16 protein-coding genes are annotated in these 19,800 nt (G+C 34.1%); 10 read left to right on the top strand and 6 right to left on the bottom strand.

Annotated elements, in window-relative coordinates:
* Positions 1–157 precede the first annotated feature (157 nt).
* On the top strand, positions 158–721 hold the full coding sequence (locus FYJ58_RS00635; RefSeq protein WP_154515705.1) for a manganese efflux pump MntP: 564 nt from the start codon (positions 158–160) through the stop codon (positions 719–721).
* Between the two features lie 131 nt (positions 722–852).
* Here FYJ58_RS00635 and FYJ58_RS00630 read toward each other — a convergent pair whose 3' ends face one another.
* Both FYJ58_RS00630 and fliK read right to left on the bottom strand, forming a co-directional pair.
* Complete coding sequence (locus tag FYJ58_RS00630; RefSeq protein ID WP_205839114.1) at positions 853–1,509, bottom strand: HAD hydrolase-like protein; 657 nt, start codon at positions 1,507–1,509, stop codon at positions 853–855.
* 25 nt (positions 1,510–1,534) lie between these two features.
* The gene (gene fliK, locus FYJ58_RS00625; RefSeq protein ID WP_154515699.1) at positions 1,535–3,421 is read right to left on the bottom strand and encodes a flagellar hook-length control protein FliK; all 1,887 of its coding nucleotides are present in this window, start codon (positions 3,419–3,421) and stop codon (positions 1,535–1,537) included.
* 175 nt (positions 3,422–3,596) lie between these two features.
* Between fliK and cysK (FYJ58_RS00620) the strand changes: the two genes are divergently transcribed.
* The gene (cysK, locus tag FYJ58_RS00620; RefSeq protein ID WP_154515696.1) at positions 3,597–4,538 is read left to right on the top strand and encodes a cysteine synthase A; all 942 of its coding nucleotides are present in this window, start codon (positions 3,597–3,599) and stop codon (positions 4,536–4,538) included.
* Positions 4,539–4,596: 58 nt separating this feature from the next.
* On the opposite strand, the gene FYJ58_RS00615 is transcribed toward cysK (FYJ58_RS00620), so the two are convergent.
* The 3 genes from FYJ58_RS00615 to FYJ58_RS00605 form a co-directional block, all read right to left on the bottom strand.
* Positions 4,597–5,178, bottom strand: a complete 582-nt coding sequence (locus FYJ58_RS00615; protein ID WP_154515693.1) for a GNAT family N-acetyltransferase — start codon at positions 5,176–5,178, stop codon at positions 4,597–4,599.
* Between the two features lie 135 nt (positions 5,179–5,313).
* Positions 5,314–5,595, bottom strand: coding sequence for a hypothetical protein (locus FYJ58_RS00610; RefSeq protein WP_154515690.1), 282 nt, complete (start codon positions 5,593–5,595; stop codon positions 5,314–5,316).
* Positions 5,596–5,605: 10 nt separating this feature from the next.
* Positions 5,606–6,070: a hypothetical protein gene (locus FYJ58_RS00605; protein WP_154515687.1), complete on the bottom strand. Its 465-nt coding sequence runs from the start codon at positions 6,068–6,070 to the stop codon at positions 5,606–5,608.
* Between the two features lie 172 nt (positions 6,071–6,242).
* On the opposite strand from FYJ58_RS00605, the gene FYJ58_RS00600 reads away from it, so the two are divergent.
* From FYJ58_RS00600 to FYJ58_RS00580, 5 genes are all read left to right on the top strand, one after another.
* A complete protein-coding gene (locus FYJ58_RS00600) occupies positions 6,243–6,680 on the top strand; it encodes an RrF2 family transcriptional regulator (protein WP_154515684.1) in 438 nt (145 codons plus the stop codon).
* Between the two features lie 130 nt (positions 6,681–6,810).
* On the top strand, positions 6,811–7,740 hold the full coding sequence (cysK, locus tag FYJ58_RS00595) for a cysteine synthase A (RefSeq protein ID WP_154515681.1): 930 nt from the start codon (positions 6,811–6,813) through the stop codon (positions 7,738–7,740).
* 218 nt (positions 7,741–7,958) lie between these two features.
* Positions 7,959–8,963, top strand: a complete 1,005-nt coding sequence (trpS, locus tag FYJ58_RS00590) for a tryptophan--tRNA ligase (protein ID WP_154515678.1) — start codon at positions 7,959–7,961, stop codon at positions 8,961–8,963.
* A gap of 357 nt (positions 8,964–9,320) precedes the next feature.
* Positions 9,321–10,268 (top strand): lipoate--protein ligase, encoded by a 948-nt coding sequence (locus tag FYJ58_RS00585; protein WP_154515675.1) that lies wholly within the window; start codon positions 9,321–9,323, stop codon positions 10,266–10,268.
* Between the two features lie 50 nt (positions 10,269–10,318).
* On the top strand, positions 10,319–10,714 hold the full coding sequence (locus FYJ58_RS00580) for a DUF1284 domain-containing protein (protein WP_154515672.1): 396 nt from the start codon (positions 10,319–10,321) through the stop codon (positions 10,712–10,714).
* Between the two features lie 165 nt (positions 10,715–10,879).
* On the opposite strand, the gene FYJ58_RS00575 is transcribed toward FYJ58_RS00580, so the two are convergent.
* Complete coding sequence (locus tag FYJ58_RS00575; protein WP_154515669.1) at positions 10,880–11,836, bottom strand: L-lactate dehydrogenase; 957 nt, start codon at positions 11,834–11,836, stop codon at positions 10,880–10,882.
* Between the two features lie 351 nt (positions 11,837–12,187).
* Between FYJ58_RS00575 and FYJ58_RS00570 the strand changes: the two genes are divergently transcribed.
* The 3 genes from FYJ58_RS00570 (at position 12,188) to FYJ58_RS00560 (ending at position 19,635) form a co-directional block, all read left to right on the top strand.
* Positions 12,188–17,257 carry a CehA/McbA family metallohydrolase gene (locus FYJ58_RS00570; RefSeq protein WP_154515666.1) on the top strand — a complete coding sequence of 1,690 codons (5,070 nt, stop codon included), beginning with the start codon at positions 12,188–12,190 and terminating at the stop codon, positions 17,255–17,257.
* Between the two features lie 67 nt (positions 17,258–17,324).
* Positions 17,325–18,470: a YibE/F family protein gene (locus FYJ58_RS00565; RefSeq protein WP_154515663.1), complete on the top strand. Its 1,146-nt coding sequence runs from the start codon at positions 17,325–17,327 to the stop codon at positions 18,468–18,470.
* A 208-nt stretch (positions 18,471–18,678) separates the two neighbouring features.
* Entirely contained in the window at positions 18,679–19,635 is a 957-nt protein-coding gene (locus FYJ58_RS00560; RefSeq protein ID WP_154515660.1) for an NAD(P)H-dependent glycerol-3-phosphate dehydrogenase, read from the top strand.
* Positions 19,636–19,800 lie beyond the last annotated feature (165 nt).

The following is a 19,800-nucleotide window of genomic DNA, read 5'->3' as shown; positions in this document are numbered from 1 at the left end:
TTTGCTTTATTTTTTGCTTTATAGGAAACTTCGTCTCCTATAAAGCAAAAACGCTCCGCGAGGATGTGCACAGATGCGAAAGGAGTATTGTTGCAAAAAGCATGACCTTTTGACCCTGGTTTCATATAATATTATTTAGAGAATACGGAGGAGAAAAATGGATTTTATTCAACTTTCTTTAATTGGAATTGGTTTAGCAATGGACGCTTTTGCGGTGTCAGTCTGTAAGGGATTAAATATGAAAAAGGTAGACTATAAATATACGCTGATTATTGCTGCCTTTTTTGGTGGTTTTCAGGCATTGATGCCACTTCTTGGCTGGCTTTTAGGTCAGCAATTTGAACAATATATTACGAGCGTTGATCATTGGATTGCATTTGGACTTTTGGCGTTTATTGGAGGAAATATGATATTGGAATCACGCCGGTCAGAGGAAGTGGAATGTGAAGAAATAAAAGTTGATTTAAAAGAAATATTAATGCTTGCGATTGCAACAAGCATTGATGCGCTTGCAGTTGGAGTAACATTTGCATTTTTAAAAACAAATATAATAGAGGCAATTTCTATTATTGGAATTATAACTATGGTGCTTGCGATTATAGGAGTTTTAATTGGAAATCAGTTTGGGGTAAAATATAAAAATAAAGCAGAATTTGCAGGCGGAGCTATACTGGTTTTGATTGGTACAAAGATTTTGCTTGAGCATCTGCAAGTATTGTAAAGAAGAAAGAGTCTGTTGAAAATTGAAGCAATTATATGATGTATTTGTTATTCCTCTAACAAAAATCATATCTGTGCATGTACTTTCAACAGACTTTTGAGTTAGTTATTGGATAATGATAATTTTTTCTGTTAATGGGTAAGCAGGAACTGCTTTAATTCTTGTACCGATTCGAGAACGAAAGTCGCATTAGTTTCTTCCAATTCCTGCCCGGTTGAAAATCCGTAACGAACGCCAATGGAATCTATATTACAGGCAGCAGCGCCTAAAATATCATGCTTTCTGTCGCCAATCATAATACATTCCTTCCTGTCTGTTTCAGAGTAGGAAAGGCGGTGGAAAACTTCTTCTATCACCTCTTTTTTTGAATCTCTGCTTCCATCTAATTTACTTCCAACAATAAGGTCAAAATAAGAAGAAAGATTATATTTTTCTAAAATTGCAATTGCAAAGTTTTCAGGCTTTGAGGTTGCCAAAGCTATCTTCTTTCCGGTTTCTTTTAATGAGGCAAGCAAGTCTTCAATCCCATCATATACTTCATTTTCGTAAACACCGATGGAAGCGTAGCGTTCACGGAAGAGAGTAACCGCTTTTTTTGTCTGTTCGTCTGATAAGTGATAATATTCTTGAAATGACTGACCAAGTGGCGGACCGATAAATACTTCCAATTTATCTAAATCGGATTCATGAATATCAAAAAAGGATAAAGCATACTGGGCACTTTTTGTAATTCCTTCTTTTGAATTGATAATCGTTCCGTCTAAATCAAATAGTAATGTATGATACATAAAATCCTCCAAATGTAAAATTATACTAAGCTCTGATATCAAATGTGTAGCGTTTTAGGGAAGTTGATTTAACACCCTGTTCCATAAAATCTTTTACAATATCAACTGATTTTTCTTGAATGGAAAATTCAGACTGGAATAGATATCCTTTTTCATTCAGATTATGTTCCAAATCAGCAATATTATTGAGTAGAAGTTGTTTTGTGTTTTCCTCTTCGGAATAAAATTTAGCATTAATTCGATTGTTATTTAAGGTAAGATGAATATCCAAGGAACCTAGAAACTCCATGTCTAAATGTAATAGTACACTTAAATTAGAGGAATTGGCTGCTAAATCCTTTTTTTTCGTATAAACATATAAATCCGCTTGTGTCAGTTGTTCCTTTAAGCGGAGCGGAAGTGGAATATAAGTAAATATATCATTTAATGTTTGTGTAAATAATAGGTTCTGTTTTAAAGAATTGGAAGCCGTTTCGCCAGAACCTCTTCCAAGATTTAATTTGCTTAAATGTTCAAGCTGTTGGTACATCTTGTCATAAAAAGAGTTCATTTTTTGTGGGTCTTTTAAATCTTTTGGAGTCAGTGTCCATTCAGAAAGAAGAAAAGTCTGAAAGATTTTAAGGAATTCTTTTGAATGGAATAGCTCTTTGGTTTCATTGGCAGGAGTAAAAGAGAGAACATTTTTTAAAGTTGTCAGCACTTCTTTTACCGATGCATCTCCAGAAGAAATGAGTTCTTTTAAAGTTGGACTAATAGGAAAGTTTTCCAGTAATTCTCCAAGTTTTTTTATTTCTTCTGGCTGTAAAAAAGCCGCCAGCTCATTTTGATCTAGCTGGTAATTATGATAGGATTCAAAAATTGATTTTACAATCGGAGAATCAAAAAGGTCGATTGTTTTTGGCAAAGAAGATAGTTCTTGCTCTAGTACGGCTTCATCAACGGGAACATTAGAATGTTCCGCTTCTTCTATTATTGAATTTCGCAGTTCTTCTTGCTTTTGAAAATCAAGTTCTTTTGCCGATTCCATATTAAGAAGAATCAGATTTTTTGCATCCCGAAGTGAAATTGAACCATTTAAAACATCATTTTTCTGAATTTCATCAAGTGAGAAAGATTCTAACAGCTCGGTTAATTCCTCTCTTTGACTTATTGAAAGAAAAGAAAGGTCTGGAGTTTTTTGAGCATGAAAGTTTGGACTTTCGTTTGATAAAACAATCTGTAGCATCTCTTTTCCCAATAATACAGTTTGCTCTGTGGAAAAGAAAGGAAGCTGTTCTTCAAAAAAATCGGTTACCAATTCAGCAAGCTGTTTAATTTCCGGAATCATGGAGTGAGTATTGTTGATATGGTTTTGCAGTTGTTCTCCTGCACCATTTTCCATGGATATATGATGTTTTGCCATTAGCACAATGGTACTGATATCAAGTGTTTTGTGTGTATAAGATTGTATCAAAATGGATTGGATACTTTGCTTATTTATAGGCATTCCCTGCTTCATAAGCTCATGGACAATTAATCTGTTTTTATCATTTTTAGGTAATCCGGCTTCTTCTAGTGCTTTGGTTATTGTACTATTTTCAATTAGTGCCTGGCTTTTTGGAAGTGCTTCTAAAACAATTCCGTTGATAGATATATCTTTAATTCGAAATGCTGCCATATCACCAATTGCAAGTTGTTCTCCATTTTCTAAATGCCCGGTTACGACAGTATTGTCTTCTAGTGTGACAGTAACTTCATTATTTCTTAAGTCAGTTACTTCTCCTTTGATTACTTCTCCGACCGATATTTGTTTGGCAGGAGTGGAAGTAGCGTAATTACTTAAGCTTCCAACGGATCTGGTAGAAGCTTTGTTAGTTGATGTCTGGTTAATTGCAGGTTGGGAAGATGATATTCGATTACTGGAAATACTCATGAATTACACCTCATTTATCTTAACATTATAAAATATTTGTTTTTGACATATAATAGTATATCGGCAAAATAGAGATTTGTTAAGAGAAAAAATATATGAAATTTTTATTCGTAAGATTGACAAGGGGAAAAAATAGGAGTATAAAAAGCATAACAAAGAAAAGAGGAGAGAAAAGATGTCAAAAATTGCGAAATCATTGATTGAATTAATTGGAAATACACCGTTGTTAGAATTAACAAATTTTGAGAAACAAGAAAATTTGGATGCGACTCTTTTAGCAAAGGTAGAATATTTTAATCCGCTTGGAAGTATTAAAGACCGGGTTGCATACGCAATGGTTGAAGAAGGAATCAAAGAGGGGAAAATTGATAAAGATACAGTTTTAATTGAGCCAACGAGTGGAAATACTGGGATTGGATTGGCGTTTGTTGCTGCTGTAAAAGGTCTTAGACTTATTCTAACGATGCCGGATACAATGTCAGTGGAGCGTCAGAGAATTGTAGCGGCATTAGGTGCAGAAGTTGTTCTGACACCCGGACAAGAGGGAATGGCAGGCTCGATAAGAAAAGCAGAAGAGTTGAAGGAAGAGTATGGAAATGCGTTTATTCCTCAGCAATTTGAAAATAAAGCAAATCCTAAAATACATATGGAAACGACAGCAGAGGAAATATGGAAAGATACAGACGGTGCAATTGATATATTAGTCGCAGGTGTTGGAACAGGTGGTACATTAACTGGAACAGGAAAAGCATTAAAAGCAAAAAATCCTAATATTCAAGTTGTTGCAGTTGAACCGGATACTTCTGCTGTATTGTCAGGAGAGCCGGCAGGAGCACATAAATTACAAGGAATTGGAGCCGGATTTATTCCGAAAGTAATGGATACTTCAATTGTAGATGAAATTATTAAAATTGGCGGCGAGGAAGCAATGGATACTTCCAGAAAAATTGCGAAATCCGACGGTGTCCTTGTTGGAATTTCAGCGGGCGCCGCTGTTTGTGCAGCAGTGAAACTGGCAAAAAGGGATGAAAATAAAGGAAAAAATATCGTTATTATACTTCCGGATTCCGGGGAAAGATATTTGTCAACAGAATTATTTGCGAATTGTATAGGATAATAAGAAACGGCTGAAGAACTGTAATTTGGATCTTCAACCGTTTTTTTGACAAAATTTACTATTTTTGGTAATTTTGATTACACATTCCAATCAAAGAATTGATATCAACCTCTTGAATGGATTTTACTCGTTCTGGTGTTTTATCAAAATCTCCAATCCGTTTTACCAATCGGTTAATTCCAAGCCAGCGGTTGAATTTATAACCGGCAGCCTCGTGAAAGCCTTCAAGAATGAATCCAAGCCGTTTATGAAATGCCAGGCTGGTTGGATTAGGATCTGTCACAAGAGCGTAAATATTATAATAGCCAAGTTCTTTCATAATCTTAAATAGTGATTCATATAGAAAGCGTCCAATTCCATTTCCGTGAAAAGATGGATCAACATAAATGGAGCTGTCGCAATCCCAAGAGTAAGCCGCACGGGGGTTAAAAGGGCTACAATAAGCATATCCGGCAATCTGATTGTCAATTTCACATACAATAAAAGGATATTTAGACATAATCGTTTGCATTCGCTGCCTGAAATCTTCTACATTAAGCGGTTCATATTCAAATGTAACCGTTGTATTTGTGATAAAAGGATTATAGATTTCCAGTATTCTTTCAGCATCTTCTAATGTAGCCAATCGAATTGTTTTCATAGTTTTTCTACCTCCATGTCTTTTAAACGTAATTATTATTATAATAAGATTTTGGCAAGATGCAACAATTAATTGTAAAAAAATAAAAAAAGAAATCAGAATCAATAGTTGGACTCTGATTTCTGGTTTCTTTTTTTATTTTTTTAATTGAGAATTGATAAGCGTCTGCATCTTTTTTACCTGTTCTTTTTCAGCAATGGTCATATCCTTTGTGAGAATTTCCATAATTAATGCAGTTTCATCGGGTGTAAATTCTAATCCTTTTTTACTAAGTTCTTTGTTGGCTTTCATTAAATAAGGAATGGATTGGGCGATTGGTTTGCCGTTTGTTTCTTTTACCAGATTGTTAATGACTTCCATTTTTTGTGGATCAATATTTTTCAAGGCTTCATTATGTAGCCATGTCATATCATTCATATAATTCCTCCTAATTGTTCATTGCATTTAATACTAAATTAATATTCTCAAAGTTTGATTTTTGCTCGGGACTAAGTTGTGACATAAGAAATTCCATTAACGTATCCTGAGAGCCAGAAGCATCTTTTGTTTCAGAATTGGAATCGGTAGTCTGTTTTTTGTTTATAAAAAGACTATATGCTTGAAGAAGTTTCTGCATTTTCATAAAGTTTAGCAGACTGTCGATTGTTTCCTGTTCTTTTTTTGTACCGACTTGCTTCATTTGCAGAAGCATAGCTTCCATATCAAATGGTTCTTTATTCACATTACAGGCAGATAGTTCGCTAGGCTGTTCCAGTACATGAACGGTATCTAACAGTTCTTCTGTCTTTACGAGAACTTCAATGGACTTTTGAGCCTGTGGATTCATATATGGAAGGGCAGTTTTCATCATTTCAATGGTGTGGTGATTTAAAAAGGAATGTTTTTGAACCATAAGAACTCCTAATTATTGTTTTACCAATACTATATGCAAAAAAAAATAAAAAATGCCTGTATTGCTATTCGATATTTTAAACTATATAATATAAGTAAAGAAATAAAAGAAAGGATAATGCTGATACTTGTCTTTTAGTATGAGGCAGGGCGGTTTAGGCAAGGATAGAACTATGAAAATATCAACAAAGGGAAGATATGCATTGCGAGTTATGCTGGATTTAGCGATTTATGATACGGGAGAGTTTATTCCGTTAAAAGCAATCGCTGAACGTCAGGGGATTACAGTAAAATATTTGGAACAGATTGTTCCATTATTGAATAAAGCAGGTTATTTAAAAAGTTCTCGTGGAAATAATGGTGGATATCGACTTGCAAAAGATCCAAAAGAATATACAGCAGGGGATATATTAAGAATAACAGAAGGGAGCATTGCTCCAGTTGCCTGTTTGGAGGATGAGCCAAATCAATGTGAAAGAAAAGAGTTCTGTATGACGCTTCCTTTTTGGCAGGGACTCTATAACGTAATTAATGATTATGTGGACAGTGTCACTTTAGAGGATTTGGTTGAACAAAGCAAAAGATTTACAGAGGGAGATTATTGTATTTAAGAGGGAAATTAAAAAATATCTTTTGCCCCCGACATCATTTGGAATAAAAAATGTTTGACAAAATGAAAAATAGATTATATAATCATACTAAACAGATAGGAAAACTATATAAAGAAAAAGGAGAGATACGATGAAAATATATCAATCAATTACAGAATTAATAGGAAATACACCGTTAGTGACATTGAAAGGTTTAAGCAAAGAAAAAGGATTAGATAATGCTATTTTGGCAAAAGTGGAATATTTTAATCCGGCAGGCAGTGTGAAAGACCGGATTGCGAATGCAATGATTGAAGAGGCGGAGAAAGAAGGATTATTAAAAGAAGGTTCTGTGATTATCGAACCTACAAGTGGAAATACAGGAATTGGATTATCTTCGATTGCAGCGGCAAAAGGCTATCGGATTATATTAACTATGCCGGATACAATGAGTGTGGAGCGAAGAAATTTATTGAAAGCATATGGTGCAGAACTTGTTCTTACAGAAGGAATAAAAGGTATGAAAGGGGCAATTGCAAAAGCAGAAGAGCTTGCGAAAGAGATTCCAAATAGTTTTATTCCAAGCCAATTTGAAAACAAAGCAAATCCGGCGATACATTATCAGACAACAGGACAGGAAATCTGGAAGGATACAGATGGGAAGGTAGACATCTTTGTTGCCGGAATCGGAACAGGCGGTACAATTACCGGAGTTGGAAGATATTTAAAAGAACAAAATCCTAATGTTAAAATTGTGGCAGTAGAGCCGGCGGATTCTCCGGTTTTATCAAAAGGTACTGCTGGACCACATAAAATACAAGGAATTGGTGCCGGTTTTGTACCAGATGTTTTAGATAAGACAATATATGATGAGGTTGTTACGGTAACAAATGAGGAGGCATTTGAAACAGGGCGTCTGATTGCAAGAAAGGATGGAATTTTAGTTGGTATATCATCGGGAGCAAGTGCCTTTGTTGCTTCTGAGCTTGCAAAAAGACCGGAGAATAAAGGAAAAACGATTGTTGCATTATTACCGGATACGGGAGAGCGGTATTTGTCTACAGCAATGTTTGCAGAATAAAAAATCATATTAACTGAAAATATAGTAAAGGTTCACTTGTGTATACAAAAGGAATGTCTTTACTATATTTTTTGTTTTATAAACTTAATTTGTTTGTAAACGATAATTTATTTCTATATTCAAGTCGGTATTGTTTGCGTTTGGTTCGATTGGACATTTGGGATGGAATAGGCTATAATGGGTAATAAAAATATTGAAATAAGACAGGAGCGAGAAACATGATAGATGGAAAAAAAGTTCTTTATAGTGGTATGCAGGCAACCGGGAATTTAACATTGGGGAATTATCTTGGAGCTTTAAAGAACTGGGTAACGTTGAACGAAGAATATGAATGTATTTATGGAGTAATGGATCTTCATTCTTTAACAGTCAGACAAAATCCTACAGAATTCAGACAGAGGGCACGAGCTTTGTATGCTCTGTATGTAGCAGCAGGTCTTGACCCGGAAAAAAATTGTATTTATTATCAGTCACATGTGTCTGGACATGCAGAACTGAGCTGGATTCTAAGTTGTTTTACTTATATGGGTGAATTAAACAGAATGACTCAATTTAAAGATAAAGCTGCAAAGCATGCTGATAATATAAATGCAGGTTTATTTACGTATCCTGTGTTAATGGCAGCAGATATTCTTCTTTATCAGGCAGATGTAGTTCCAATTGGAGCCGACCAAAAACAGCATTTAGAGATTACAAGAGATATTGCTGAGCGTTTTAACAGTATTTATGGTGATGTATTTACAATTCCAGAACCTTATATCGGAAAAGTAGGTGCTAAAATCATGAGTCTTCAAGACCCAACAAAGAAGATGTCTAAATCAGACGAAAATCCGAATGCAAGTATTTTGTTAATGGATGATCCAGATACGATTATTCGCAAATTCAAACGTGCAGTTACTGATTCCGGATGTGAAGTAGTTTATTCAGAAGAAAAACCTGGTATTTGTAATTTAATTGATATTTATAGTTCTGTAACCGGAAAAACAAGAGAAGAAGTAGAACGGGAATTTGATGGAAAAGGATATGGTGATTTTAAACTTGCAGTCGGAGAGGCAGTTGCATCTATGTTAAAACCATTACAAGACAAGTATCAACAGTTGTTAAAAGATAAGAAATATTTGGATAGCATGATTAAAATGAATGATGAAAAGGCACAATATTACGCAACGAAGACATTGAGAAAAGTTCAGAAGAAAGTAGGATTGACAGAACGAATCCGATAAGCCAGACAGGAATCAGAGCTGGTGTGGTAAAAGGGTTAGACGTGTTTGTTTCAGAAATGGATTATAACAGAGCAAAAGAATTATTGGAACAGGCAGAGTTACATTAGAATATCGGGTCAGAGTGCCGGATTAATAAATAAGCTGTGTTTCTTTGGGCAAGAACAAAAATGGATGTTTCTTTGCCGATAGAAAACACAGCTTATGTAGTGGTATACTACGCCTTAGAAAAAAGACAAAAATGAATTGACGATGGATAAGAAAGGTAAGAACTTCTCCGTACGGTATTTCCACATCCAACACTGGGAGAATTGATTCATGAAGCTTCTCTTGGCTTATCAATAGGAGCAATCCATTACTGTGAATAGAGTTATTCTTTCAACAACAGATTCTATCTATGAAAATTTAGCGATTGAAGAAGAGCTATTAAAAAATTTAAAAGCCGATGAAGCGATTATATTTTTGTGGCAGTCGGAGAAAACGATTGTTCTTGGAAATAACCAGTGTGCATATTTGGAGTGCAATATTTCTTATTGTGAAGAAAATCAGATTAATATTGCAAGGAGATTGTCAGGTGGGGGATGTGTATATCAAGATTTGGGAAATTTAAATTATTCTTTTTTATATGATAAAGGTAACAGGTTAGAAAGTGAAAGACAGAAACTAGAGCAATGTTTTTTAGATGGAATTTTGGAAGCATTAAATTCTTATCAGGTAAAACACATCGAGCATGTGAATAATGATTTATTAGTGGGACATAAAAAATTCTCCGGTATTGCCTATTATGAAGAGGATAATAAGAGAATTCTTCATGGAACGCTGCTGGTTGATATAAATATGGAACATTTAGCGCATTCTCTTAAAGTAAATGTAAAAAAATTAAAGTTTAACGGTGTCGAATCTGTGCGTGCAAGGGTAGTGAATTTAAAAGAATTCAATCCAATGATTCAGATACCAGGTCTGAAGAAAGCAATTACAGAAATTTTTTTAGAACGATTTGCAATAGAAAAAGAAGAATATATAGAAGGTGTTAAAGATAAAAATTATCTGGTAAAATATAAACAACCTTTCTGGATTTTTGGAGAAAGTCCGAAATGTAGTCTTATATTTGAGGAGAAAACAAAAAAAGGATTATTTCAATTCGTATTTTTTGTTGAAGAGGAAATGGTTGAAAAACCAAAAGTATATTCAGATGCAAGAATCCAATATGACTTTACTGATTTTTTGAGAAGGATAGAAGGAATAAAATATAAAGAGCAATTACTTCAAGAAGCGTGGGAAGAGGAGTTAACTAAAATATTAGATTAAAAAAAGTCAGAAATGGATTGAACGAAGAGATAAAGGGAGTTAATAAAAAGATGAAAATAAGAGGACATCATTTACTTTGTATGCAGTTATTTAAAGGAGAAGGGTATAATGATAAGTTTACCGAAGGCATGAAATCGGTTATACAAAAAACAAGAGCTTCTGGTACAGAAGTAGAAATTATAACAAAAGCAGATGTGATTTGTAAAAATTGTCCGAATTGCATAGGGGAAAACCAATGTCGACTTGGAACAAAGGATGTTGATGCAAAAGATAAAAATGTGATAGAGGCTTTATCATTACAAGGCAAGACATATTCTTATAACGAGTTGAGAGAACTGTTGAGAAAAAAGATGGATGAAGCTACATTTGATAGAATATGTGGAACTTGCAGATGGTATAAAGCAGGGCTTTGTTCGTATCAGGCATTTTTAGATTCTTTTATTTAGAAAAGCGTTTGTTTTGGAAATTAGTGAAAAATAAAATGCCGAGAACCCATGAAAACGTAGCATTTATATGAGATTTTGTGAGTTCTCGGCGATGAATTATATCGCTAAAACGACCCGCCTCAGGCGAAGAATCTCGCTTTGCGAGAAACTTTTTACAATGTAAGTCTATAGGTTTAAATCTTTTATAATATTCTTTAATTTATCAACGCAAATCTGTAAATCCTTCTTTCCATTTTCATCAAGAGGGAGTTCAAGAACACGTTCAATTCCCCCTGAGGTGATGACACAAGGAAGGCTTAGAGAAACATCGTGGATACCATATTGACCATTTAAAAGGATAGAAACAGGAAGTACACAATGTTCATTATGAATAATTGCATCAACCAGACGGCATACGCTTAAGGCAATACCAGAGCTTGTATAACCTTTTAATTGTAAAATATCCATACCTGCTTCTTTGATATCATTTAGAATTTTTTCTTTATTAATATTTTCTGTTAATGAGAATTGGGTTTTGAATTCTTCAAAAGGAACTCCTACAATGTTTACCGTATTCCAAGGTACAAAAGAAGTTGTTCCATGCTCACCGAGAACAAAACCGGTTACATTTTTAGCATCTACGTGGCAAATATCTGCAATCATTCTGTTAAAGCGGGCGGTATCTAATAAGGTTCCTGTTCCGAAAAGCTTTTCTTTTGGATAGTCGAATTTTGTTTGTGCAACATAAGTTAAGATATCAAGAGGATTTGATACGTTAATAATAATTGCTTCTCGTGTATAAGAAGTGATTTTCTCCATTGTTTCACACATAACAGTAACATTTTTATCAAGAAGCACCATTCGGTCACGTTTGTCACCTGGTTTGATACTAGGTCCGGCTGTCATAATAATAATTTGTGCATCAGCACAATCGCTGTAATCACCAACTCTTACAACTACATTCGAACTGTATACGAAGGCAGTTGTATGGCTTGCATCTAATACTTCACCTAAAGCTTTGTCTTTATTATAGTCAATTACTACAATTTCATTTACTACGTTTAATTGCATTAAAGAATTTAATACGGCGGAGCCTACATTTCCGGCACCAATCAAAACTAATTTTCCGATTTTTGGTTGCATAAGTTTTCCTCACTTTACTACTATTTATTTCATTGTACGAGAATATCATACTACAAAATTGAATATTTTATAAGTAGAAGATAATAATTTTTAGAAAAAGTGAGAATATTTTAGTATTTAACTGCTAAAAAATAACAAAACTTATAAATATCCATTAAAAAATATACAATAAATAAAATAACAGGAGCAAAAGTATAGTTATAAATAAACAAAAAGAGAAACAAAAAAACATAATTATAAGTAAAAATAAACAATAAAAGGTCTTGCGTCCTTTGATGGAAATATAAAAAATGCTAATATAAGATAGCATTTATAGAATGCATAAATAAAATTTTAGAGGAGGTTAAAGTTATGGTAGTGAAAAAACGACGTTCTATTGCCTTCTTCTTGGCGATGGTTCTTTTGTTCAGCAGTATTTTCACAAATAATGTGGTGCTGGTAAGTGCTGATGAAACAAAAGTTACGAGGGAAGACAATAAACAGACAAGTAAAAGACTTTCATTAGCATCATGGGCTGGAAGTGGTCAGGTGAAAGGGGGAACAGATATTCAAATCTATGCAGATCGTGAAAAAGCAAACGATTTTGCAGATAGGAATTCTTATTTTACTTTTATGAAATCGGATGGAGCAGGGGCATTTATTCCTACGTATCCATTTGCGGCAAATAACTGGCTTGGATCGACAGGAGCGGTGAAAGACAGTTATTATGAAATTGTTACATCAACAAAAGGTTTTAAAGATATTATGCTTTCTTATTCAATGAGGGGGTCGAAAGCATGTCCTAAATTTTTTAAAGTAAGTTATAGTACAGATGGTTTAAATTATGAGCCAATATCAGATAAAGAAGCAGATGTAGAAATTAGTAAGGATAGTGAGATGTTACCATTTGTAACAAATCTTCCGGAAGGGACAGGAAATCAGGAGCAGTTGTATATCCGTTTTACAGTTTCTTCTGATAAGGCAATAAATGGAGGGGCTATAACAGCAACAGCAACTCATCGATTTATGGATATTGTAATGACTGGAAGTCCGGATGAGTCTGTTATCTCAATTGTAAATGCAGCACCTGAATCCGGTAATGTTATAAAAGGACAGAAAGTAACACTTACAACAGCAACTTCAAGTGCTATATATTATACATATAATGACAAAGACGAACAGGAATATAATACAGAAGAAGGACTTATTCTTGATGAGTTACCGGCAGAAATTACTGCTTATACAATGAACAATGGTGTGAAAGGATTTCCGATTACCTATAAGTATACACAGCTACAGGTTGCTCCGGTAAAAGCAAGCCCAAACGGTGGAGCAAGGGTAAAAGGAACAGAAGTATCTTTATCAAGCGAAACAGAAGGTGCAACTATTTTATATTCAACAGACGATGGTGTCACATGGAAAGATTACACGAAAAAAATTGTACTGGATACTTTTCCAATTACATTTAAAATGAAAGCAACAAAGGATGGGTATTTAGATAGTGCAGAGTCGGAAGTAAAATTTACTCAGCGGATGAACGAAAATTATAATATTTATTTTGGTCAGGTTCATTCCCATACAAGTTATTCTGATGGTGCAGGAACTTGTGAACAGGCATTCGATTATGCAAAAAATACAGCAAAACAAATTGACTTTTTGGCAGTAACAGACCATTCCAACTCTTTTGATAATGCTGATAAAGCTAATATTTTGGACGGTTCAATGAGTGAAGAGTGGAAAGAAGGACATGAATTAGCAGATAAGTTTACAGATGATAAGTTCGTTGGTATTTATGGCTATGAGATGACTTGGTCAAACGGATTAGGTCATATGAATACATTTAAAACAGATGGTTTCCAAAGTAGAACACAATCTGAGTTTTCCACTAGAAATACTGCATTACAAAACTATTATGCAAGATTGAAAACAGTACCAAATTCATTCAGCCAGTTTAATCATCCAGGAGCAACTTTTGGAGATTTTACTGATTTTTCTTATTATGATCCGGAACTTGATAATTTAATTACTTTAATTGAAGTTGGTAATGGTGAGGGTGCAATTGGGTCATCCGGTTATTTCCCATCTTACGAATATTATACTCGTGCATTGGACAAAGGATGGCATGTAGCTCCAACGAATAACCAGGATAATCATAAAGGAAAATGGGGCGATGCCAATACTGCAAGAACGGTTGTTTTAGCAGACAGCCTGACAAGAGATAATGTTTATGAAGCATTAAATAATATGAGAACTTATGCTACGGAAGATAATGATTTACAGATTCAGTATACTTTAAATGATGAATGTATGGGAACGATTTTAGATAGTAAACCAAATGAGGTTAATATTAAGGTCGATGTAAAAGATCCAACCGACAATTCTGTAGGAAAAGTAGAAGTTATTGTAAATGGCGGTTTAAGTATTGCCGAAAAGAAAGTTACAGGCAACGAAGGAACAGTTGAATTTAAGCTTCCGGCTGATTATTCTTACTATTATGTTCGTGTAACTGAAGATGATAAAGATATCGCTGTTACAGCACCAGTCTGGATCGATAAAGTAGAATCAGTAGGTATTTCAGGTGTTTCAACAACAGAAACACTTCCAGTAAAAGGTCAGTCATTAGATATTACAACGGAAATTTATAATAATGAACAAACTCCGTTAGAATTAGATTCATTAGAATTTAGTATTGATAATCAGGTAATACATACAGCAGATTTAAAGGGAAAAGGATTCACATCAATTGCTTCCTGTACAACAGAAAAATATACATTTGATTATACTTATAATCAGGCAGGATCAGTTAATATAAATGTTACATTAAAAGGTAAATTGAATGGAGTTTCTAAAATTTATAAAGGTGTGTTAAATTTAAAATATGTTGATCCAGGCATGATAACAAAGGTTATTATTGATGGAAGCCATTCGAATGATTATGTAACTGGTTATTATGGTGGGAATATGGGTAACTTCTCTAAAATTGCGGCACAGGAAAGTGTTAAAGTAGAGATTGCAAAGGACACCATTACAGATGAAACATTAAAAGACTGTAATTTGCTTATTATTTCTGCACCAGCTAAAAAAGGTGGAAGTTCTAATACCGGAACATATACGGTGTCTCATTTTGAAAATGAGTTTATTCAGACAGTGAAGAATTATGTTAATAAAGGCGGAACCGTTATTTTATCTGGTATTGCGGACTATCAGGATAGAGAAGAATGTCAGACTTCGACAGAACTAAACAAATTATTAGAAACGATGGGTGCAACAACCAGAGTAAACAGTGACCAGGCTGTTGACGATACGAATAATGGTGGGCAACGTTATCGTTTATATCCTACAGATTATGATAAGGATTCTAAATTTACAAAGGGGATTGTAGAGGGTCAAAAATACAGTGCATATAGTGGTTGTACAGTTTTAATTGATAAAGAGGCCGAAGCTGCCGGAAAAGCAACGGCATTAATTAAAGGGCATGAAACTACATTTTCTGAAAATACAAAAAAGTTTGATGAATATTATAAGGAAATTGAAAAAGGAAATGCAGTAATGCTTGTACATGAAACGGTAGGAAAGAGTGATATATTTGTTTCCGGTACAGTATTTATGTCCGACTTTGAAGTAAAGGCAGAATTGGATAATATATGGGATTTACCATATATGAACTATAACATTATGAAAAATATTTTAGATAATGTAAAGAAAGTAATGCATACAACGAATATTTCTGAAGTAAGAGCTGCTAACAAAGGTGATGTTTTTGCAGTAGAAGGAACGGTAACTGCAGGTACGACAGAAGGAAATGCGTTCTTTGATACAATTTATATTCAAGATGATACAGCAGGAATTAATATTTTCCCAATCAATGAAGGAGATATTAAAGTTGGGCAGAAAGTTCGTGTTGTCGGAGCAGTTGATGAATATTTAGGTGATTTAGAGTTACGGGTAATTGAGGCAAATGTAATTGATACTACAATGAATCCAATTAAACCAAAGGAAGTATCTACAAAAGATGCTATGGATTATGCCAAAGAAGGTGGGCGCCTTGTTCGTGTAGAAGGTACCATTACAGATGTAATTCAAAAAGAAGGTATTGTTGAAACAATTAAAGTACAGGACAATAGTGGTGTGGAAGCAAGAGTGTTTATTGATGGATATGTAAAATATTCGAATGAAAATAGTAAAAAGTTAGAAGATATTGCAGTAGTCGGTAAGAAAATAAGTGCAGTCGGTTTAGTATCTTACGATCCGGATGGTGCAAGAATCCGTGTACGTGACCGCTCAGAGGTTGTACCGGTAAGTTCTTCTGGTTCTAATCATTCTTCGAATGATACAAGTAGCAAACCAAAAGAGGATAAAAAGGATAGCACAGTTATCATAGAAGATAAAGCGACAGAATCTAGAATTACAATTAGAACAAAAGAAGATAAAAATGGAGCAGTTACAGGATATGATGCAGATATTGAAGCAAAATGTATGGAAGGAAAATCAGGAAAGACTACAGCGAATTTGGAACTTCTTATTACTGATAAATTCTTAGAATCCATCCGTAAAGAAGATCAAGGAAAGCCGGTATCAGTAACATTAAATATAGCAGACAAAGATATTACAGAACAAATGGCTCATCAAGATGTAAAATCTGTAGTAGTTGCTATTAAAGTGCCAAATACAATAAAGAATTCTTCCAATGTAACATTAAAAGCAGTTAATTTATCAAAAGATGTATTAAAGACTGCAAAAGAGGAAAAAAAGTCAGTTACATTTAGAATTGCAGATGAAAAAGGCAAGACAAATTATTCATGGAAGTTTAAAGCAAAAGATTTAAGCAATACGACTAATATAAAAAGTGTGAATACAGTAATTGATTTATCTACAATTGGTGCTAATGATTCTATACTGGGAGAATCAACAAAGACGGTTGTAAACGATAAGCAAAATGGAATTTTACTTGATTTTTCACAAAAGGGACAGCTTCCGGCAAAGGCAACATTTAAAGTAAACATGAATGATAGGGAAAGATATGTAAAAGGTCAAAAAGTTTATGTTTATCATGTAGGAAAGAACCAATTAGAAACAATTCCAAAAACAGAAGTAAAGATTGATAAGGATGGGTATGTTTCATTCCAAATTAAGCGTGGTGACAAATATGTAATAGTTCCTCAAAAAGCAAGCAGTGAGCTTGTTTCAACATTGGTTGACCGTACAAAAGTAACAACATCGAAAACAATGAAAAAGGGACAATCAGGAACAATAAATGTCACATTGCCATATGATGCAAAAGGTGAAGAAAAGATTACATATCAGTCAGAAAATAAATCAATTGCTACGGTATCGAAGACAGGAAAGGTGACATCAAAGAAAAAAGGTACAACTATGATTAAAACGACCGTTGTTATTAATAAGGAAAAGAAAACTTACCATACAAAAATAACGGTGAAATAAAAGGAAGGAATAGGATAAAAGCAGGTGCGGGGAACCGCCCCTGCTTTTTAAGGGAAAGGATACAACGATGGATTGGAGAAAATTTTGGAACCGGGATACAAAAATAAAGACGGTTACATTGATTATAACCGTTTTATTAGTGATAGTAACGATAAAATTTATTGATACAGAGGGTCTTAGGAATACAGAAAAAAATATTAGTTATTATCATGGAAAAGCAATAGAAATTATAGAAGATAATGTGGAAGAAGATGAAAAAACAGAAGGAGTATTACGTGGTTCTCAAAAGGTAAAAGTAGAAATTACAAGCGGAGAGCATAAGGGAGAAGTAGCAGTTTTAGACAATTATATAAGTGCATTATATAATGTTTATGCGAAAGAAGGAACACCTCTTATTATTCGTGCATCAAAGGATACATCAGGTGTTACTTATACAATTTATAATTATGACAGGACAGTTTTAATTTATAGTGTTATTTTATTGTTTGCAATTCTCTTGTGTGTAATTGGAGGAAGAAAAGGGTTTGCCGCATTGCTTAGTTTAATTGTAATGCTGATTGGAATTTTCTTTGTTTTATTACCACTATATATAAAAGGGTATCCGGCAGTTACAGTTACATTGGTTATGATTGTCGCTATGACATTAATTGGTTATATATTAATTGACAGTATCAATAAAAAAACAGTTTCCGCATGCCTGGGAACAATTGCTGGTGTCATGGTTTCGGGATTGCTTGCTTATTTTGTTGGTTTATTTGGACATTTAACAGGTTTCCAGACACAAGAGGCGGAAACACTCCTTTTGATTGCCGGAGATGATGGCTTAAAGGTAAAAAATCTGCTGGTTTGTGGGATTTTGATTGCGTCTCTTGGCGCGGTCATGGATGTTGCTATGAGTATTGCTTCTTCGATTCATGAGCTTCATGAAGTAAATCCAACATTGTCATCAAAGCAATTATTTTTATCTGGTATGAATATTGGAAAAGATGCGATGGGAACTATGGCAAACACATTGATATTAGCATTTACAGGAGCTTCATTGAATTTGTTGTTATTAATTTATTCTTATGGAATTCCATATACACAGTTAATGAATACTGACTTAATTGCGATTGAGATTATGAAAGGAATAGCTGGAAGTGTTGGAATAATTTTGACGGTTCCGATTGTAGCATTTATTAGCGCAAATATAGAAGTAACAGTGAGACAGTAAATAATTAATGGGATAGGATAGTGTCTTTTAAAAGCATTATCCTCTTTTACTTTTTTTCTGCTGATATTGTGTACTGGCTGTAGAACGGCTAGAAGGATATACAACTTTTAAGATTGAGGAGCTGAAGTAGTAAAAATTAGATTGAACATTCCTTTTGGGAATGTTACAATGGACGGAAATGAAACTAACTAGTTTGGGAGGAAACAATATGAAAATCACTGTAATTGGATGTGGAAGATGGGGGTCTTTTATCGCATGGTATTTAGACCGCATTAAACATGAGGTTACACTCTATGGAAGAACAGATTCAAAGAAAATGAATGAATTTTTAACTACGAGAAAAAATAGTCTGCTTACTTTGAATGATTCAATCCGATTAACAACTTCGCTGGAAGAGGCTGTTAATGCAGAGGTCATTGTGATTTCAATTAATTCACAAGGTCTACAGGGATTAATGGATGAGTTAAAATCATACAATTTAGAAAATAAAATCTTTGTGTTATGTATGAAAGGAATAGAGATTGGAACGGGAAGAAGATTATCTCAGATTGTAGAAGATAATATGTCTTCAACCTGTTCTGTTGCTGTATGGCTTGGTCCGGGACATGTTCAGGAGTTTTGCAGAGGAATTCCTAACTGTATGGTAATTGACAGCAAAAATGAGGAAACGAAGCAAAAATTGGTTGATTCATTTAGTAGTGATTTAATTCGGTTCTACTATGGGCAGGATTTAATTGGAAATGAAATTGGAGGTGCTGCAAAAAATGTAATTGGTGTGGCAGCAGGTATGCTTGATGGTTTGAATCTTTCAACATTAAAAGGTGCATTAATGTCAAGAGGAACAAGAGAGGTTGCGAGATTGATTAAGGCAATGGGAGGAAATGAGCTTTCTGCTTACGGATTATGTCATTTAGGAGATTTTGAAGCAACTGTGTTTTCAGAGTTCAGTCATAATAGAATGTATGGTGAGATGTTTGTCAAAGGCGAAAAATATGATAGTCTTGCAGAAGGATACTATACGGTAAAAGCACTGCTTGATTTAGAAAAAAAATATCATGTGGAACTTCCAATCTGTAATGCTGTCTATGATGTATTATATAATAGAAAAGAACCGAAAGAAACATTGGATAAATTATTTACCCGAAGTCTTAAAAATGAATTTTAGATTTGTAATTGGAATGGACTGTTGTAAAAGAAATTGATTTTACAACAGTCTATTCGTATTATAGGAAAGTTATTCTTTTAAAATAGAAAATAATTGATAAATTTTTCTTTATGAAATGAAAAACAGTGGGAAATGATGTTTGGGTCAAAACATATTTGGCCCCCT

The organism is Velocimicrobium porci (genome assembly GCF_009696045.1).
Taxonomy (GTDB): domain Bacteria; phylum Bacillota; class Clostridia; order Lachnospirales; family Lachnospiraceae; genus Velocimicrobium; species Velocimicrobium porci.
Note: the sequence above shows the minus strand (reverse complement) of the source record. Positions and strands in the feature narration are given on the sequence as shown.

Bases quoted from the DNA above. Each gene is read 5' to 3' on its own strand.
- FYJ58_RS00560 (WP_154515660.1), top strand. From the start codon at position 18,679: ATGAAAATCACTGTAATTGGATGTGGAAGATGGGGGTCTTTTATCGCA.
- FYJ58_RS00575 (WP_154515669.1), bottom strand. From the start codon at position 11,836: ATGCAACCAAAAATCGGAAAATTAGTTTTGATTGGTGCCGGAAATGTA.
- cysK (WP_154515681.1), top strand. From the start codon at position 6,811: ATGAAAATATATCAATCAATTACAGAATTAATAGGAAATACACCGTTA.
- FYJ58_RS00615 (WP_154515693.1), bottom strand. From the start codon at position 5,178: ATGAAAACAATTCGATTGGCTACATTAGAAGATGCTGAAAGAATACTG.
- FYJ58_RS00610 (WP_154515690.1), bottom strand. From the start codon at position 5,595: ATGAATGATATGACATGGCTACATAATGAAGCCTTGAAAAATATTGAT.
- FYJ58_RS00605 (WP_154515687.1), bottom strand. From the start codon at position 6,070: ATGGTTCAAAAACATTCCTTTTTAAATCACCACACCATTGAAATGATG.
- FYJ58_RS00570 (WP_154515666.1), top strand. From the start codon at position 12,188: ATGGTAGTGAAAAAACGACGTTCTATTGCCTTCTTCTTGGCGATGGTT.
- fliK (WP_154515699.1), bottom strand. From the start codon at position 3,421: ATGAGTATTTCCAGTAATCGAATATCATCTTCCCAACCTGCAATTAAC.
- FYJ58_RS00565 (WP_154515663.1), top strand. From the start codon at position 17,325: ATGGATTGGAGAAAATTTTGGAACCGGGATACAAAAATAAAGACGGTT.
- FYJ58_RS00600 (WP_154515684.1), top strand. From the start codon at position 6,243: ATGAAAATATCAACAAAGGGAAGATATGCATTGCGAGTTATGCTGGAT.
- FYJ58_RS00635 (WP_154515705.1), top strand. From the start codon at position 158: ATGGATTTTATTCAACTTTCTTTAATTGGAATTGGTTTAGCAATGGAC.
- trpS (WP_154515678.1), top strand. From the start codon at position 7,959: ATGATAGATGGAAAAAAAGTTCTTTATAGTGGTATGCAGGCAACCGGG.
- cysK (WP_154515696.1), top strand. From the start codon at position 3,597: ATGTCAAAAATTGCGAAATCATTGATTGAATTAATTGGAAATACACCG.
- FYJ58_RS00630 (WP_205839114.1), bottom strand. From the start codon at position 1,509: ATGTATCATACATTACTATTTGATTTAGACGGAACGATTATCAATTCA.
- FYJ58_RS00580 (WP_154515672.1), top strand. From the start codon at position 10,319: ATGAAAATAAGAGGACATCATTTACTTTGTATGCAGTTATTTAAAGGA.